The sequence below is a fragment of the Desulfuromonas sp. genome (assembly GCA_002869615.1).
Lineage (GTDB): Bacteria > Desulfobacterota > Desulfuromonadia > Desulfuromonadales > UBA2294 > BM707.
On record PKUH01000106.1, the window covers coordinates 50,553 to 67,620 of the forward strand.

General features: G+C 54.2%; 14 protein-coding genes. 2 read left to right on the forward strand and 12 right to left on the reverse strand.

Annotated features, from left to right (window positions below; genetic code table 11):
- Positions 1 to 188: 188 nt before the first annotated feature.
- Positions 189 to 1,400 (reverse strand): hypothetical protein, encoded by a 1,212-nt coding sequence (locus C0623_11650; protein ID PLX98656.1) that lies wholly within the window; start codon positions 1,398 to 1,400, stop codon positions 189 to 191.
- Between the two features lie 12 nt (positions 1,401 to 1,412).
- Positions 1,413 to 2,474 carry a hypothetical protein gene (locus C0623_11655; GenBank protein PLX98723.1) on the reverse strand — a complete coding sequence of 354 codons (1,062 nt, stop codon included), beginning with the start codon at positions 2,472 to 2,474 and terminating at the stop codon, positions 1,413 to 1,415.
- A gap of 445 nt (positions 2,475 to 2,919) precedes the next feature.
- On the opposite strand from C0623_11655, the gene C0623_11660 reads away from it, so the two are divergent.
- Positions 2,920 to 3,510, forward strand: coding sequence for a cytochrome C (locus C0623_11660; protein ID PLX98657.1), 591 nt, complete (start codon positions 2,920 to 2,922; stop codon positions 3,508 to 3,510).
- Between the two features lie 310 nt (positions 3,511 to 3,820).
- A complete protein-coding gene (locus C0623_11665; protein PLX98658.1) occupies positions 3,821 to 4,762 on the forward strand; it encodes a hypothetical protein in 942 nt (313 codons plus the stop codon).
- Positions 4,763 to 4,765: 3 nt separating this feature from the next.
- Here the strand turns inward: C0623_11665 and C0623_11670 are convergent, their stop codons facing one another.
- The 10 genes from C0623_11670 to C0623_11715 form a co-directional block, all read right to left on the reverse strand.
- Positions 4,766 to 6,499 carry a radical SAM protein gene (locus tag C0623_11670; protein ID PLX98659.1) on the reverse strand — a complete coding sequence of 578 codons (1,734 nt, stop codon included), beginning with the start codon at positions 6,497 to 6,499 and terminating at the stop codon, positions 4,766 to 4,768.
- Between the two features lie 302 nt (positions 6,500 to 6,801).
- On the reverse strand, positions 6,802 to 7,956 hold the full coding sequence (locus tag C0623_11675) for a cell division protein FtsZ (protein PLX98660.1): 1,155 nt from the start codon (positions 7,954 to 7,956) through the stop codon (positions 6,802 to 6,804).
- 61 nt (positions 7,957 to 8,017) lie between these two features.
- Positions 8,018 to 9,247, reverse strand: a complete 1,230-nt coding sequence (gene ftsA / locus C0623_11680; protein PLX98661.1) for a cell division protein FtsA — start codon at positions 9,245 to 9,247, stop codon at positions 8,018 to 8,020.
- A gap of 19 nt (positions 9,248 to 9,266) precedes the next feature.
- Entirely contained in the window at positions 9,267 to 10,109 is an 843-nt protein-coding gene (locus C0623_11685) for a cell division protein FtsQ (GenBank protein ID PLX98662.1), read from the reverse strand.
- Between the two features lie 16 nt (positions 10,110 to 10,125).
- On the reverse strand, positions 10,126 to 11,052 hold the full coding sequence (locus tag C0623_11690) for a D-alanine--D-alanine ligase (GenBank protein PLX98663.1): 927 nt from the start codon (positions 11,050 to 11,052) through the stop codon (positions 10,126 to 10,128).
- Between the two features lie 7 nt (positions 11,053 to 11,059).
- Positions 11,060 to 12,433 (reverse strand): UDP-N-acetylmuramate--L-alanine ligase, encoded by a 1,374-nt coding sequence (locus C0623_11695; GenBank protein PLX98664.1) that lies wholly within the window; start codon positions 12,431 to 12,433, stop codon positions 11,060 to 11,062.
- A 2-nt stretch (positions 12,434 to 12,435) separates the two neighbouring features.
- Positions 12,436 to 13,515 carry an undecaprenyldiphospho-muramoylpentapeptide beta-N-acetylglucosaminyltransferase gene (murG, locus tag C0623_11700; protein ID PLX98665.1) on the reverse strand — a complete coding sequence of 360 codons (1,080 nt, stop codon included), beginning with the start codon at positions 13,513 to 13,515 and terminating at the stop codon, positions 12,436 to 12,438.
- Positions 13,515 to 14,621: a putative lipid II flippase FtsW gene (ftsW, locus tag C0623_11705; protein PLX98666.1), complete on the reverse strand. Its 1,107-nt coding sequence runs from the start codon at positions 14,619 to 14,621 to the stop codon at positions 13,515 to 13,517. Before ftsW ends, murG begins: the two co-directional genes overlap by 1 nt.
- Positions 14,608 to 15,984: a UDP-N-acetylmuramoyl-L-alanine--D-glutamate ligase gene (gene murD, locus C0623_11710; GenBank protein ID PLX98667.1), complete on the reverse strand. Its 1,377-nt coding sequence runs from the start codon at positions 15,982 to 15,984 to the stop codon at positions 14,608 to 14,610. The genes ftsW and murD overlap by 14 nt, the downstream gene beginning before the upstream one ends.
- A gap of 1 nt (position 15,985) precedes the next feature.
- The gene (locus tag C0623_11715; protein ID PLX98668.1) at positions 15,986 to 17,062 is read right to left on the reverse strand and encodes a phospho-N-acetylmuramoyl-pentapeptide-transferase; all 1,077 of its coding nucleotides are present in this window, start codon (positions 17,060 to 17,062) and stop codon (positions 15,986 to 15,988) included.
- Between the last annotated feature and the right edge of the window lie 6 nt (positions 17,063 to 17,068).

The following is a 17,068-nucleotide window of genomic DNA, read 5'->3' on the forward strand; positions in this document are numbered from 1 at the left end:
AATAGACACACCTTTTAACGGAGAGACGCGAAGGTGGAGAGGGAATCCACACACACAAAAAATTCAGTATTCGATCTGACGCTTGATAACTCGTTTCCTGTTGCCTCTACCTCTCTCCGCCTCTCCGTTAAATGCCGTGAGTTTTAATAACTTCTTGGTGCCTTCGTGGCAAACACGCCTGTCATTTATCACGTGTGCAGTCGCAGCTCCACTCCCCAGTCGGCCGGTTTCTGGCCATCGATGGTCAGAGCCCAGAGGGTCGGGAACTCCATCGTCTCCGGGACAGGACCATAACCATCGGTCAGATAGATGACGGCGGCCGGTTGCGGCTGCATGGTTCGGGCATATGCAAAAACCGGGCGCAGATCGGTAAACCCGCCACCGGTCACGACTTCAGCAACCACATTACTGCCGGTGAAAGAATCGACCTTCTGAATGCGGCTGTTGGCATAAAGAACCGTGATCAGGCTGTCGCGGCTTCTGGCGATCTGCAGCAGTTCGCGGGCGAACGCTTTCCGCAATTCGAGAATATCAGTCGACTCACTGGTATCGATACCGACCAGCAGATTCAGGCGCTTTTTCTTGCGAACTCCCGGGGTACTGTGCGAAAAACGCCGATGTTGGCGTTTCCAGGTTGACTGTATGCCGACCCGTCCGGCGGTCGCGACAAACTGGCGCAGAATTTCTCGCCACGGAATGGCCGGTGGGACCAGCCAGCCTTCAACCAGTTGTTGGACATCGGCCGGCACCTCGCCGCCACTTTTCCGGTGCGCATCAACGACCATATCGCGAACGGCCTGTTCCGCCAGGCGCTCCGGTGTCGAGCCGGCATCATCCCAGAGGCTGTGGTCATCAATGGTACGAGGAGCAAAGGACTGCGCCGAAGTGCTTTCCCTTTCCGGGCCGTCAGCGCTTTCCTTTTCAGGGGTGGCCGTACCATAGCCATCGCCGCGCAGGTTGCCGGTATCGAATTGTGGGGTCAGCAGGCGGGCATACTCTTCGGCGGCCCGACCGGGTTCGAGGCGAAAACGGTCGGGTTGCAGAGCTTCGGCCGGCAGGTTGTCGATGGTCGGGTTGATCGCCAGGTCGGTTGCGACATCCCAGGTCAGCGGATGAAATATTCCACGGCGAAACGGGTGCATGTGCAGGATATGTTTGAGTCCGTGCTCAAGAAGAGCCTGCTGTTCCGAGTTGCTGAATTGAAGAAAAGGTTCAGGGTTGATCGCCAGCAGGGGAGTGCCATTGCGCACCGTGGCGCCGAGGCAGCCATCGGTCGAAGTCAATTCACGGCGAAAGTTCATCAGGAAATGCCCGTAAAAAGGCTTTTCCTTCAACAGGCGGATGACCGAATTCTCGAGCGCACGTTGTCCATTCTGCTGCAATGAGGAGAATTCAGCCATAGCGGTCACCGATCAGGAAGCCTCTTCGCTGATCGCACTGATGGCGTCGAGTACCAAGGCATCGTGTTCATCCTTGCAGAGCAAAGCTGCTACCTCCGGGATCTTGACCAGTGACTTGACCAGTCCGAACCGGGCGTCACGCGGCAGGACCGCGATGTAAGCGACCAGATGTTTCTCACGCACCGGGCTGAGGCTCGGCTCCAGTTGCAGGGTCGACACCAGGTCGTTCATGGTCACCGCCTGGGCATCATCACGCTGGGCAACAACCCGGGGTTCGACCTCCGGCCAGGTATCGAGGACTTCATTGGCGCTAACCGGCCGTTCGCTTTTTTCACGGCACCAGCGCAGGAAGCTGACCGCGGCTTCCTGGCCAACGATGCCGGCATAGACTTCCATTTCGAGTTCGTCAGCAAACCGGCACGACCTGCGCAAGGTGCTGACCATCTCCCAGGCCCGCTCGCTCGGTTCCATCTGCATATCGAGTGGCGCCCCCTGGCGCGCCAGGAACTGCGGCTGGCCGGAGAGAAACTGCCGCACCGATTCATCGAAATCCTGTTCCCGGGCATAGTCGGCCCAACAGCGGTAATCGGTTTCAACGTAAAGCATCACCATCCGGTCGAGCAGGGCCCGGTCGAGAGTCGCCACCTGGTAGCTTCCATCCGGCGGGTTGATCGAAACGACAACCTTATGCTTCGGGTGCAGGGTGTGGGTATGTAAAGCTCGACACCTACCCGCCAGCGGCGGCTCGACGAACTGGAAGATCGCCTGCAGGGTATCCTCCTGCTGGGCCCGGTTGAGCTCATCGCAGTGAATGATGGACGCTTCGTTCTCATCATCCGGCCACCACGACGGCCGCGACCAGTACATGACCTTGCCCTCGCGATACGGGATGCCGACCAGGTCGCCAACCTCCATCTGGCCGAGGCGGAGAGAAACATATTTCCGACCAATCTCGTTACAGACCTGGAGGATTCCGGCCGATTTGCCGACTCCGCGGTGACCTACAACACATGGTGTGAGCTCGGTGTGAAGAATGATTTCGTGAAGAACCGATTTCATTTGTGCAATATTCATTTTGAGGGTCCGTTGATTGTTGACAAACAGGGTTATCAATTACCATATCAAGACGAATGACGCAACCAACCAGAGAAAGCATCAATAATGATTATTATCTCTGGCAGCCTTGTCAATTTACGTTTTTTGGTACCGTGATTTAACACATATTAATTTTGAGTTCATGCCAAGGCTCGTATCATAATCCATTAGCAAAAAGATTAAACATGACTCCACGCCATAAAGTTCTATGAAATCAATTGCTTACAAAAAAAACACGGCCAAATCCCTAAACTGACAATAAAGTTCTGATTTTGGTATATTGCTTGCTAGTTATTTTCAAACGTGGATTCCTATATATCCATATCCATGAAATGCCGGTCTTATCTTCCCTGCAGAACCTCAAAGGCTGCAGACTGATGGGGTTGAAGGTGATGCTGGCCAACAGACAAAAGGAGAAGAAGGTATGAAGAAGTTTATTGTCCTAACCGCTGCTCTGGTTTTTATGAGCAGCAGCGCTTTTGCGCTGATTGCCAACTCCGGTCATGATTTCACCGGAACGTTTACCAATGACATCTGCGCACCGTGCCATGTTCCTCATAACGGAACAACTGGTGTCGGACCACTGTGGTCACACTCATCGGCTACCGCGACTTCGTTTACCATGTACTCGAACGCAACCATTGATATGACCATCGCAGGCTCTCCGCAAGCTGAATCTCTGGCATGCCTGAGCTGCCATGACGGCGAGACAAACCTCGACGACTTCATCGGCAGCGCCACTACCGGCACTACAATGACCGCAGGTATTGCTGCAAACCTCGGCACTGACTTGAGTGATGACCATCCGATCAGCATTACCTACGATACAGCTCAAGACGCTGCTTACAATACGATCGCCAATGCTACAGCTGATGGCATCGTTTTCTACTGCGCTTGTTCAAATCAGGTCGAATGTGCATCTTGCCACGATGTTCACAACTCGTTTGATGTTGCTCCGCTGCTCCGTTTCTCGAATGCTGGTAGTAACATGTGCTTGGCCTGCCACATTAAGTAATTTTGCCTGGCTTAAGTAAGTAACACCTGATACTGGCGATCGGAGCTGCAGGTCTGATCGCCAGTTTTCTTATTGATCTTCCTTTCAAATTTACAGATAATCAGATAACGAACAAGTTCACAAATTATTTCTCTTTTTCTATAAAGGATAAAGGGTACAGACAGTGAAATATCGAGCACATAAAACATTAACCAGCAGCTTTTGCAGGGTAATAATCGTTTTTTTATTATCGAGCCTGATGTCGGCTTGTGCCACCAAACCAGTGGAGTATACGCTCTTCCCACCGGAACCAGCGGCGCCGCGCATTCAGTTGCTTAAGCAATTCCATAACGGCTCGACCCTTAAAGAAGACAACAAGCTTTTTGATTTTATAATTGGGGATACCGGATCTGATTCCTTATCAAAAGCTTTCGGCCTCACCTTTAAGGACGGTAAGCTTTTCATCGTTGATTCCGGTAAAGCATCCCCTAGTTATTTGATAGTCGACTTTGATCTTTCCACAATGGAGAGACACGCCGGACAGCTTATAAAGCCAATTCATATATCAATAGACGCTGAAGGTAACCGTTATATCTCCGACACTGTTAACAGAGCCGTGATAGTATTCAATCAAAATGATAAATATCTCAGAAAAATCAAATTAGATGAAAAGAATTTTTGGCCAACCGGTTTGCAAATAATAGACGACAGACTTTATGTATCAGACCTAAAAGCCAACCTGATCAGGGTTTTCGATAAAGATACCGGTAAGTTGCTGAACACCTTTGGCCAGAATGATCGACTTGGCTGGCCGACCTCAATTTCCCTGATGCCGAATGGTAATCTTCTTGTCACTGAAACACTCGCAGCTGCACTTCGCCTCTATACAAAGGATGGTACTTCGATCAAACAAATTGGTTCTCCCGGAGACCGGGCCGGTAATTTTGCCCGACCAAAGGGGACCGCGGTCGATAAAAACGGAAACATCTATGCTGTTGACGTCGCTTTTCAGAACGTCCAGATTTTGAATACCGATGGTGACCCACTCATGTACTTTGGTTCGACCGGTGACAACAATTCTCTCTGGATGCCGGCCGGCATTGCGATCAGTTACGATGTCCCCGAAGCATTGAAAAAGCTAGCTAAGCCTGGATTTAACATTGAATACATCATTGCAGTATCGAGCCAGGGCGGCCCACATATGTTGTCCAAAATTTCGGTTTACGGTTTCGGCAAGCAAGAAGGCATCGATTACAGCAAGGATGGTGACTAAAACTTAACCTTCTGATTTACTACATACACCGCACCTTACACACCCCGCCACACAGCGGGGTGTTGTCGTTTCAGCCTTAGCGGACTGATACTCACGCCAGAGATATTTTTTTTGCACGCGACTATCGAGGAGATCCCAGGGAAAATTTTCGTTTTGAGTTCTTTCTTGATGCAACAAGGATTCATAGTCGATTCCAGACTCCCGACAGACCTTTTTATATTTCTCACCGCTGGCGATTCTCTTTATCAGACCGGCCAACCGCCGGTCACCGCGCGACAGAAGCGCCTGCAGAATCGCCTCGCGTGGTGACTCGAAGGAGACCACGACGTTCGGCAGGCGGCCGATTGCCGAACGGATCGCCTTGATCTTTTTTTTTAATTCCGCCTCGGTCGCCATCGGTGCCCACTGGAACGGCGTGAACGGCTTCGGTACGAACGGGTTGATTGAAAGATGAATCGAGCCGAGCCAACCCCGCTTTTTGCCGGCTTCAATCCAGACCGTCCGGATCGCTGCGGTGAGATCGATAATCGCCGTAATATCGTTCTCTTCCTCCAGCGGCAGACCGATCAGGAAATAGAGCTTGAGATTCGGGATGCCGGCCCCGGCGATGCGCTTGACCGCTTCAAGTATCTGCTCCTCGGTGACCCCCTTGTTAATGACTTTGCGTAACTTCTCACTCCCCGCCTCGGGCGCCAGGGTCACTGTTTTATGACCCGAAACCTTGAGCGCTTCAATATCGGCTGTAGTGATCGCATCGAGCCGTAATGACGCGACCGAAACGGCCCCTCCGTGATCGAGGATGTACTGTTCAATTTTGGCCAACTCCGGGTGGTCGCCAACCGCCGGGCTGACCAGTCCCTGCTTATCCTGCCAGCAGAGCCCGGCATCGATCTGACTCTTTAAACTCTCCAGGCTTCGGGTACGCGGCGGCAGAAACAGGAACCCGGCGGCGCAGAACCGACAGCCACGTGAACAGCCGCGCGAAATCTCGGTCAGCGCCATGTCGCCGAATTCGGTAGCGGTCGTCTGGACAAAGTTACGGCTTGCGTTTTGCTCGAGGTCGGCGGCCCAGACCCGCCCGACTGGCAGCGGCGCGTTTTCGGAAACCGCCCAGCCGGTCAAACAACCGGCTGTATCGTATGTTGGTTGGTAGAGTGAGGGTATATAAATCCCGGGAAGACGACAGAGATCGGATAAAACGTTCTTACCAGACCCTTGGCTGAACAGTGCTGTGACGAGACCGGGAAGGATTGCTTCGGCTTCACCAATTGCAAAAAGGTCGATCACCTCGGCCAGCGGTTCCGGATTCATGAAGGCGCAGACGCCGCCGGCCAGCAGCAGTGGGAAGCTATCTCCTCGATCCCTGGAAAGCCAGGGTATACGACCCAGCTCAAAGATCACCGGCAGATTGAGGTAATCGTTTTCGAAGGAGAGAGAAAACGCGACCAGATCAAAATCGGTCAGGCTTCGCCCGGATTCCAGGGAAAAGATGGGTGTTCCTGTTTTTTTGTGTTCTTCCAGGTCTTCATGGTCCGGCAGGAAGAACCGTTCACAGAGCGTATCGTCCCGGCTGTTGAGCAGATAATAGACCGTCTGGAAACCGAGATTGCTCATCGCGTGATGATAGGTATTGGGATAAACCAGGGCAACGGTCAAACGCCCGCCCCAGGGGCTGGAGCGGATTCCGGATTCGGCGGCGCGCCGCTTTCGTGCTTTTGCCTGTAACTTGCGGGACATAAAAACAGTCTACAGTGAACAGTTTCCAGTTGTCAGTAAAAACCGATCAACAAACATTGCCGGCAGCCTACTGTCAACTGGTTACTGCCAACTAGCTACTCGCATTAAAGAAAAAGGGGCTGCACAAGCAGCCCCGACGAGGGAGTCGTCATTACATAGCAGCCCGCTTCTCCTTGGTGCCGGGCGGAGTTCAGCAGAGAAGCGTCTGAATCAGAACATTCAATGTATACAGCGTGCGGCCGTCGACCGCGGTGTCAACAATTACGTTTTATTTCACCTTTTTTGCGTTCACAGTATGGAGATCAATCGACCCGCCTGCGGATAAAGGTCGGAATATCGTATTCATCATCACTGTTCACAGCCTGGCGCATTGCCCGGGGCGATTCCTTCTGCTTCATCCGGATAAAGGTCGGCAGGTCATGATTATCTTCCTTGATCGGCAGACCGACCGGGCGATCCTTCAGTTCCTCCTCGATTCTGCGGGTCTTGTCAAAGGCCGAGCCGAAGCCGGTCGCAATCACGGTCACCTTGAGATTATCCTCAAACTCTTCATCAACAACGATGCCGGAGATAATATTGGCATCTTCATGCGCCTTTTCATGAACGATCCGCATGACCTCGTCGTAATCCTCCATGGTCATAGACGACGACCCGGAGATGTTGACCAGAACGCCCCTGGCACCGGAGATGTCGATATCTTCGAGCAGCGGACTGGCAATCGCTTCATGCGCGGCCTCGGCGGCACGGCGCTCTCCTGCAGCAAAGCCGATTCCCATCATCGCCATGCCACGTTCACTCATGATCGCCTTAACGTCGGCAAAGTCGACATTGATCAGGCCGCTGGTTGTAATCAGATCGGCAATCCCCTGGACCGCCTGGCGCAGGACATCATCGGCCGGCTTGAAGGCATCGAGAATACTCATGTTCTTGCCGGCCAATCCGAGCAGGCGGTCGTTCGGAACGACGATCAGCGAATCGACCACTTCCTTGAGGTTTTCCACTCCTTCGTCAGCCTGGGTAGCGCGCCGCTTCCCTTCCCGGCTGAACGGACGGGTCACAACCCCGACGGTCAGGGCGCCGGTCTCCCTGGCGACTTCGGCGATGACCGGAGCAGCGCCAGTTCCGGTTCCGCCACCCAACCCGGCGGCGATGAATACCATGTCGGCACCTTCCAGCGACTCATAAATCCTGGCGCGATCCTCGAGGGCCGCTTCACGTCCGACTTCGGGATCGGCACCGGCACCAAGTCCCTTGGTCAGTTTTGAACCGAGCTGCATCTTCATCGGTGCCCGACTGTTGCGCAGCGCCTGGGCATCGGTGTTCGAGACAATAAACTCGACCCCTCCGACCTCTGCATTAATCATGGTGTTTACGGCGTTGCCGCCGCCGCCACCAACTCCGACCACCTTGATCTTGGCGATCTGTTCCATACTGTCGTCAAATTCGAATACTGGCATAACTCCCTCCATCTGGTTAATGCCGGGCTTCTCCGCGTCCCGGCCTGCCTTGTTTATGAACTTAAAAAAACTCGCCGAACCATTCCTTCATCCGGTTCGTAATTTTGTCGAAAATATTATCCTGGCCGATCGAAAAGTTTTTCGTGCTCAGGTTACGGCTGCCGTACTTGACGAGCCCAACCCCGGTGGCGTAGATCGGCGAATTCACCACATCGGTCAAACCGCCGATACCCATCGGCACCCCACGCCGCACCGGCAGGTTGAAAATCTGTTCGGCCAACTCCGGCATCCCCGGTAGTATCGAGGAGCCACCGGTAATGACGACCCCGGAGGCGATCAGATCTTCATAACCGCTGCGGACGATATCTCGGTTGACCAGGGTAAAGATCTCTTCGACCCGCGGCTCGAGTATTTCGGTCAGCAGCTGCCGTGACAGGATTCGCGGCTCCCGCCCGCCGACCGATGGGACTTCGATCGTCTCGTCGCGACTGACCATCGAGGTCAGGCAACAGCCGCTTTGTTGTTTGATCTTCTCGGCTTCGTTCATCGGTGTGCGCAAGCCAACGGCGATATCGTTGGTCAAGTGGTTGCCTCCGAGCGACAGAACCGACGTATGCTTGATAGCGCCATCCACGAAAATGGCGATATCGGTTGTTCCACCGCCGATGTCGACCATGGCGACGCCGAGGTCCTTTTCATCCTGGGCCAGGGCCGCCTCTGAAGATGCGAGCTGTTCGAGTACGATATCGGCAACATCGACTCCGGCCCGGTTGCAGCTCTTGATGATATTCTGGGCACTGGCGACCGCACCGGTTACGATATGAACTTTCGATTCGAGGCGGACACCACTCATCCCGAGCGGCTCCTTGATGCCGTCCTGATCATCGATAATGAATTCCTGCGGCAGGATATGGATCACTTCACGGTCCATCGGAATTGCAATCGCCTTGGCAGCATCAATCACCCGCCGGATATCCTCCTTGGTCACCTCGCGGTTTTTGATGGCTATGACGCCCTGCGAGTTGAAACCCTTGATATGACCGCCGGCAATGCCGGCAAAGACCGACTTGATTTCACATCCGGCCATCAATTCGGCTTCCTGCAGTGCAGTCTTGATCGCCTCAACTGTACTTTCGATATTGATGACGACACCCTTGCGCAGCCCTTTCGACGGGCTGGTCCCGATCCCGACAATATCGAGTCCTTCGTCAGTCAGGTTGCCGACAATCGCACAAATTTTCGTGGTGCCTATATCGAGTCCGACAATCAGATTTTCTTTTTTGCTGCTCATCGCTTCTCCCCTTCTCTATCTAGCCTTTACCTGAGGTGAATTTCTGATCTATTTTAACGATTACGCGATCACTGACATTCAGATCAATCCCTTTAAGCATCGGCAGTTTCGGTTCAAGCTCCGGATATATCCGCTCGAGCCGATCAAGCTTCCGGTCATACTGCCGGAATCCGAGTTGAACCGGCACCCCGGATCTGTAGGTTGTCAGGATCACACCGTTTTCCCTGTCGACATGCACTTCCGAAACCTGGTCAAGTGTAAAAGTTGTCCGTTCAGCCAAACGATCGATTATCGCCATTGCCTCCTGCAACAGTTTTTTCCCATTTTCCGGAAAGTCGAGCAGATAGCTCCGCTCGATGCCGGTTATGACCGGGTAGTCGAGACGGTCATCGGCTGCCAGCACCTTGAAGATCTCGGCGTTGCCATCAACATAGTAGAGGTAGCCGAGATTGATAATTGCCCGCGCCTCCCGCTCGGTGATCCGGATCACGATCTCACGTGGGAAAACCCGTCCGACTTCGGCCTTGGCAACCCAGGGATTCTCTTCAATCTTGCGGCCGATTGCTTCAAGATCGAGACGGAAAATATTGTCGCCGCTGCTGATATTTGATTCGGCGATAATTTCGTCCGCTTCGAGCCGTTTCAGGTTGAGGATCTTGACCTGCTCAACACCAAAGTATCCCGACTCAAAAAGGATCTGGGCCGCCAGCGTGGCGCCGCTCAGAATCAGCACGGTACTGCAGCTGAACAAAAGAAGCCGTAACGAGCGATGGAAAATACCTTTCCAGTCACGCTTCTTTTTACTGCCGATTCGCCGATTGCCTTTAATCCGGCGCTTTTTATGTCCTTTCAGATCGCGCATCCAATTCCAGGGGCTATTATTTGTCGAGCCCCGCTCCTTCGAGAATCCTCTGCACCAGCTCCGGAAACGCTATCCCCGCCTCGGCCGCCGCTTTCGGCAGCAGGCTGGTCGCTGTCATTCCCGGTATCGTATTGATTTCAAGGCAGGAAAAATCTTTTTCCCGGACCATGAAATCGACCCGCACCGCCCCGGTGCAGCCGGTTAACCGGCAGGCCTCGACCGCGGCCTGCTGCAACCTTTCATAGAGCACCGGAGCATAAGGTGCCGGCAGGATATATTCGGTAGCGCCGGCTGTATACTTGGCCTCGTAATCGTAAAATCCGCTTTTCGGAACGATTTCAATGATCGGCAGCGCTTCGCCATTCAGCACGCTGACGGTTGCTTCACTCCCCTTGATGAAATCCTCAACCAGTATCTGCCGGTCATACTTCAACGCCTCGATTAACCCGATGCGCAGTTCCGCAGCGTCATCAGCGATGGTCATGCCGATGGTCGAACCTTCACAGGCCGGTTTGACGATCAATGGAAAATGACGACATTTTTCAACGAATGCATCGATATCGTCTCCAGCTCGAAACACCATGTATTGCGGTGTCGGCAACTCGTGGTAGAGCAGAATTTTCTTGGTCATCACCTTGTCGATGGCCATACTCGAAGCGCGAACGCCGCTGCCGGTATAAGGGATAGCCATGGTTTCGAGCAGACCCTGGACCGTTCCGTCTTCACCGCCGCGGCCATGCAGAGCAATAAATGCGATCTCGACCCCTGAATCCTTGAGCTGTTGCGGCAGATCGGTAGCGGCGTCGATTTCAACTACGTTGTAACCGGAGGAAACCAGCGCCTGGCTGATCGCCTTGCCGGTCCGGAGTGAGACCTCGCGTTCAGCCGAGACACCGCCCAGCAGTACCCCGATTTTTTTCTGTTTGAGTTCGTCTCGCGTCATCTTCCGCTTATTCCTCTTCCAGCTTCCGGATCAGCTCTTCACCAACCTGCCATACGTTACCGGCGCCGAGGGTAATAATCATATCTCCCGACCGGACCTGCTCCTGCAGGTGCCTGACGACTGCGTCCTTATCAGCGATATAGGTAACATCCTTGTGGCCATGGCCGGCAATCCCTGCGCAAAGGTCTTTCGCCTCAACACCGGGGATAATATCCTCGCTCGCAGCATAGACGTCCATGACCACCAGTTTGTCAGCCTGGTAGAAAGCGGTCAGGAACTCATCAAACAAGGCCTGGGTGCGGGTATAGCGATGCGGCTGAAAGACAGCAACAACCCGCCGGTCCCAGCCGTTCCGGGCCGCCGCCAGGGTCGCCATGATTTCAACCGGGTGGTGTCCGTAATCGTCAACCACCATGATTCCATTTTTGTCATACTTGACCTGAAAACGCCGCTGCACTCCACCGAACTCATCGAGGCCCTCGGCAATGGTTGCAAACGGCAGCTCCACCTCCATGCCGACGGCAACAGCGGCCAGGGCATTCAGAACGTTGTGCCGCCCCGGCATGTGCAGGGTTATGCCGCCTAGCTTATGCCCGTTGTGATAGACATTGAACGCGGTTTTTTCGCCATCATGGACAATATCGCTTGCCTGGAAATCTGCCTGCCCGGTTAAACCGTAACTGATGAATCTCTTTTTGATCCGGGGGATACACGCCTGGATATTCGCATCATCGAGGCAAAGAACGGCCATTCCATAAAAGGGGACCTTATTGATGAAATCAATAAACGTTTCACGAATCTCGTTGAGATCCTCATAATAATCGAGATGATCGGCATCAATGTTGGTCACCACAGCGATGGTCGGTGAGAGTTTCATAAATGTACCATCCGACTCATCGGCTTCGGCGACCAGGAACTTGCCCTGCCCGAGCTTGGCATTGGTCCCGAGAGAATCAAGTCGGCCGCCAATAACTGCCGTCGGATCGATTCCTCCGTGCGACAATATAGTGGCAACCATACTTGTCGTTGTCGTCTTGCCATGTGTTCCGGCGATGGCGATGCCATATTTCATCCGCATCAGCTCGGCCAGCATTTCGGCCCGTGGAATGACCGGAATCAGCTGCCGATGAGCTTCGACAACTTCCGGGTTGTCAGCGCGCACGGCGGTCGAGGTAACGACGACATCTACGTCCTGCAGATTCTTCTCATCATGCCCGAACGCAACTTCAGCTCCGAGTTCGGCGAGCCGGGATGTCGTCTCTGATTTGGCAAGATCCGAACCGGAGACCTGGTAGTCGAGATTGAGCAAAACCTCGGCAATCCCGCTCATACCGATGCCGCCGATCCCGACAAAATGAATTTTCTTGATCTTTCCGTACATATTCAGGCTGCTCTCTTTTCGTCCATCACCTGGTGGCAGGTAGCAATTATTTTTTCAGCGACACCGCGGCGACCGAGGCTTTTTGCGATCCGGGCCATACTTTTCAGCTCATCAGGCCTGGTAATCAGGTTCGCGATCAGGGCTGCAAGTTTGTCAGCATCGGCCTCTTCCTCGGCCAGCATCAAGGCGGCGCCTTTAACCGCCAGCGCTCTGGCGTTCGCACTCTGGTGATCGCCGGCCGCGTGTGGAAACGGAATCAGAATCGCCGGCCGGCCACAGGCGGTCAATTCAGCGACAGTCGTCGCCCCGGCCCGGCAGACAACCAGGTGGGCCTGCCGGTAGGCACTCGCCATATCGTCGATAAAAGACGTTACCCTGGCATCCTTCCAGCCAGCCTGACGATACCTGTCGCTGACCCAGGCAACATCTTCTTCACCGGTTTGATGAATAATGTCGATCTGCCCCTGCCATTCATGCAGCAGTTCAATTGCTGCGGTCATCCGCTCGTTGATCGCCCGGGCACCGCGCGACCCTCCGAAAATAAGCAGGCACGGTCTCCCGTTTTCAATTTCGGGACAATCGTCAAGGCCACTGCGTAACGGGTTGCCGGTCAATTCAGCATTAGCGAAAGCCGATAATGTTTCTTCAAAGGAGACACAGACCCTGTCTGCCCAGCGCCCGAGCAGGCGATTGGTCAGGCCCGGTATGGCATTCTGTTCGTGTAGAACAACCGGCAACCGCCTGAGTTTTGCCGCAATCACCATCGGCGCCGAAGCATAGCCGCCGACTCCGATCACCAGATCAGGTTTGAATCGGTCGAGTACAGCCAAACCCTGTCTGACACTCCTGCCCAGCATAATGATGACCCCGAGTTTCGCTATTATCCCCTTGCCCATAAATCCTTTAACATCAACAAACTCCAGCTTGAACCCGAGTTTCGGAATGACTCCGGCCTCGATGCCCCTGGTGGTTCCGACAAACAGGGCTTCCGCCTTTTCGTTTTCAGCCAACAGTCTTTCGGCCAGCGCAACCGCCGGGAAAAGATGTCCGCCGGTGCCGCCGCCGGCCAGTATCACCCGCATCAGCGCAACTCTCCCGGAACCTGGCTGGAAATATTGAGCAGGATTCCGATGGCAAAAAGCGTTGTCAAAAGGCTCGTTCCGCCATACGACAGAAACGGCAGCGCCAGCCCTTTGGTCGGCAGCATGCCGAGGACGACCGCGATATTGACGAAAGCTTCCAGCCCGAGCAGCAGGGTAATGCCGAAGGCCAGGTTCCGTCCGAACAGGTCGGGCGCGCCAAGCGTCGTTCTGATGCCACGCAGAATAAGGACCAGGAACATCGCGCTGACAATCAGCACACCGACGAATCCGAGTTCCTCACCGATTACCGAAAAGATAAAGTCGGTGTGCGCCTCCGGCAGATAAAAGAGTTTCTGCTTGCTCTCTCCCAGGCCCTGCCCGAACGGTCCACCGCTGCCGAAGGCGATCCAGCTCTGGATAATTTGAAACCCGCTGTTGGTCGGATCATCCCAGGGGTTAAGAAATGACATGATCCTTCGTCGCCGGTAATCGACATTCATGACAACGAAATAGAGAACCGGCAAAGTTGCAACGCCAACAAAAAACAGATAGCGGATTCGACTGCCGGCGATCATCATCATCACAATCGCAACCCCACCCAGGGTCAGGGCACTGCCGAGATCCGGCTGCGCCAGAAGCAGGCCAAGAACCACGACAAGCAGCAGGATATAGGGTAGAAAACCCTGCTTGAATGTCTGCAGCTTCTCTTCTTTTTTACTCAACGAGTAGGCCATAAATATAACCAGTCCCAGCTTGGTGACTTCGGCCGGCTGGATCGAGAAACCGGGCAACCGGATCCAGCGGGCAGCCCCGCCGACATGTGAACCGATTCCCGGGACCAGAACCAGGACGAGCAACAGGATTGATCCGCAGAAAACAGGTACTGCCAGTTTTTTGTAATGGCGGTAATCAAACTGCATCGCAACCAGCATCACAACAAATCCGAGCAGGGCAAAAGCACCCTGTTTTTTCAGGAAAAAGAATCCGTCAGCATATCTCTTTTCAGCCATGATCGACGATGCGGAATAGACCATGACAACTCCGAGACAGGTCAGCACGACGCTGAGCAACAGGATCGAGGTATCGAATCCTCTACGGAGTTCCATTGCTGACGGCCTTTCCATCTTCAAGCTGTTCGACGAGCTCGCAAAAACGCTCGCCGCGAACGGCAAAATTGGCAAACTGATCAAAACTCGAACAACCGGGTGACAACAGGACCGTGCCGCCCGGCCGGGTCAGCTCGCGGGCCCTGACAACAGCCGCATCAAGAGAATCGACCTTGCTGATATCGGTCACCGGTCCGATTTCCGTCGCCATCCGCTCGGTCGCTTCGCCGATCAGGATCAGGTGCGCGACTTTCTCCTTGACCGGGCCACTCAGTTCACCAAAGTCGCCCCCCTTGTCCCTGCCGCCGGCAATCAGAGTCACCGGGGCATCAAGCCCTGCCAGGCTCATGATCACACTGCCAATATTTGTCCCTTTTGAATCGTTGTACCACTCGACCCCGTCAAGGCTTCTGACCAGGTTCATCCGATGCGGCAGACCGGTAAAGCGGGTCATGGCCGGCCAGATGGTCTCAGCCTGATATCCTTCAAGTAAGAGCGGGATGCAAGCGGCCATAACGTTTGCAATATTATGCAGCCCCTTAAGCCTCAGTTCCTTAACTGCAAAAGTCTGTTCGGTTCCCTGCCAGCGCCAGACGATATGGTCATCATCAAGGAACATTCCTTCATCAAGTTTACTATTACAGGAGAAACAGACGACCCGGGCTGGCGCTCCGACTGCTGCCTCCATAACAAGTTTGTCGTCCGCATTCAGAATCATGAAATCAGCGGCCGTCTGACAGCTGAAGATTTTTTTCTTCGCTTCGATATAGGCCCGCATATCGGGATAGCGATCGAGATGATCGGCGCTGATATTCAACAACATGCTGTAGCGCGGCCGGAAGCTGGTTACTGTTTCGAGCTGGAATGACGAAAGCTCGATTACCAGCCATTCCAATTCCTCCTGATCGACCGCTTCGGTCAATGGCGTTCCGATGTTGCCGCCGACATAGGTCTTCGCACCACAAGCCTTTAACGCTTCTCCGACCAGTGCCGTGACCGTCGACTTGCCGTTCGTTCCGGTAATACCGATCATCGGTGCAGTCAACTCACGGGAAGCTATTTCCACCTCGCCGCTGAGGTCGACTCCCTGTTCAACTGCGGCCTGAACCGGGGCGATTGTTGGCGGCACCCCCGGGCTCAGAACGATCAGGTCGGCTTTCCGGAACAGCTCCGGGTTGTGACCACCCAGATCGAACGCAACATCGCACCCGGACAGGTCACTCAGGTCACCGATATCCGCTCGTTGACGGATATCGGAGAGGATGACCCGGGCGTTGCGGCGGGCAAAGAATCGACAGAGCGCGAGTCCGCTCTTGCCGGCGCCGACAACAACAATCTTTTTATTTGCGTAGCGGTTTGTCATCCTACCTCAGCTTCAGAGTCGATAATGCGATCAGGGCGAGGATAATACTGATGATCCAGAACCGGACGATAATTTTCGGTTCCGGCCACCCCTTTAGCTCAAAATGATTGTGAATCGGTGACATCCGGAAAATCCTCTTGCCCCATAAACGGAAGGAGAGCACCTGGAAAATAACCGACAACGCCTCGACCACGAAAATCCCGCCGACGATAACCAGCACCAGTTCCTGCTTGGTAATCACCGCAATCGTCCCGAGGGCGCCGCCGAGTGACAACGACCCGACATCGCCCATAAACACCTGGGCCGGGTAGGTGTTGAACCAGAGAAAACCGAGCCCGGCGCCGACCATCGCACCACAGATGATCGACAGTTCACCGGCGCCCTGAACACTGCTGATCTGCAGGTAGGACGAGAGCTTGGCATTACCGGCGAGATAAGCGAACAACAGGTAGGTTCCCGATGCGATAATCATCGGCCCGATCGCCAAACCGTCAAGACCATCGGTCAGGTTGACCGCATTACCCGATCCGACGATGACCAGGACAACAAAAGGTATGTAGTACCAGCCGAGATCCGGCCGCAATCCCTTGAAGAACGGAAATGCGAGGGTCGTCTCGAATAGCGGGTAGTAGTAGAGCATTGTCCCGGCGGCCACGGTTATCAGCATCAGCCAGAACATCTTGGCCCGGGCCGAAAGCCCATCGCTGCTGCGGAGCTTGACTTTTCGATAATCGTCGATGAAGCCGACGGCGCCGAAGCCGACGGCTACAAACAGGGTGATCCAGACATAGATATTGGTCAGGTCGGCCCAGAGCAGCGTCGGCAGGACGATGGCCAGCAGAATCAATGTGCCGCCCATGGTCGGTGTCCCCTCCTTGCGAAAATGTGATTCCGGTCCAACTTTGCGGATGCTTTGCCCAATCTGCATTTCCGACAGCGTCCGGATCAGCCAGGGGCCGAGAATAAAAGAGATAACCAGAGCCGTTATCGCCGCGTAGATTGTCCGGAAGGTGATAAACCGGAAAACATACAGCGCCGAAAACTCGGTATGGAGCGGATATAGCAGATGATATAACATTTCTGA

Bases quoted from the DNA above. Each gene is read 5' to 3' on its own strand.
- C0623_11715 (PLX98668.1), bottom strand. From the start codon at position 17,062: ATGTTATATCATCTGCTATATCCGCTCCATACCGAGTTTTCGGCGCTG.
- ftsA (PLX98661.1), bottom strand. From the start codon at position 9,247: ATGAGCAGCAAAAAAGAAAATCTGATTGTCGGACTCGATATAGGCACC.
- C0623_11660 (PLX98657.1), top strand. From the start codon at position 2,920: ATGAAGAAGTTTATTGTCCTAACCGCTGCTCTGGTTTTTATGAGCAGC.
- C0623_11690 (PLX98663.1), bottom strand. From the start codon at position 11,052: ATGACGCGAGACGAACTCAAACAGAAAAAAATCGGGGTACTGCTGGGC.
- murG (PLX98665.1), bottom strand. From the start codon at position 13,515: ATGCGGGTGATACTGGCCGGCGGCGGCACCGGCGGACATCTTTTCCCG.
- C0623_11655 (PLX98723.1), bottom strand. From the start codon at position 2,474: ATGAATATTGCACAAATGAAATCGGTTCTTCACGAAATCATTCTTCAC.
- C0623_11670 (PLX98659.1), bottom strand. From the start codon at position 6,499: ATGTCCCGCAAGTTACAGGCAAAAGCACGAAAGCGGCGCGCCGCCGAA.
- murD (PLX98667.1), bottom strand. From the start codon at position 15,984: ATGACAAACCGCTACGCAAATAAAAAGATTGTTGTTGTCGGCGCCGGC.
- ftsW (PLX98666.1), bottom strand. From the start codon at position 14,621: ATGGAACTCCGTAGAGGATTCGATACCTCGATCCTGTTGCTCAGCGTC.
- C0623_11695 (PLX98664.1), bottom strand. From the start codon at position 12,433: ATGTACGGAAAGATCAAGAAAATTCATTTTGTCGGGATCGGCGGCATC.
- C0623_11685 (PLX98662.1), bottom strand. From the start codon at position 10,109: ATGCGCGATCTGAAAGGACATAAAAAGCGCCGGATTAAAGGCAATCGG.
- C0623_11675 (PLX98660.1), bottom strand. From the start codon at position 7,956: ATGCCAGTATTCGAATTTGACGACAGTATGGAACAGATCGCCAAGATC.
- C0623_11650 (PLX98656.1), bottom strand. From the start codon at position 1,400: ATGGCTGAATTCTCCTCATTGCAGCAGAATGGACAACGTGCGCTCGAG.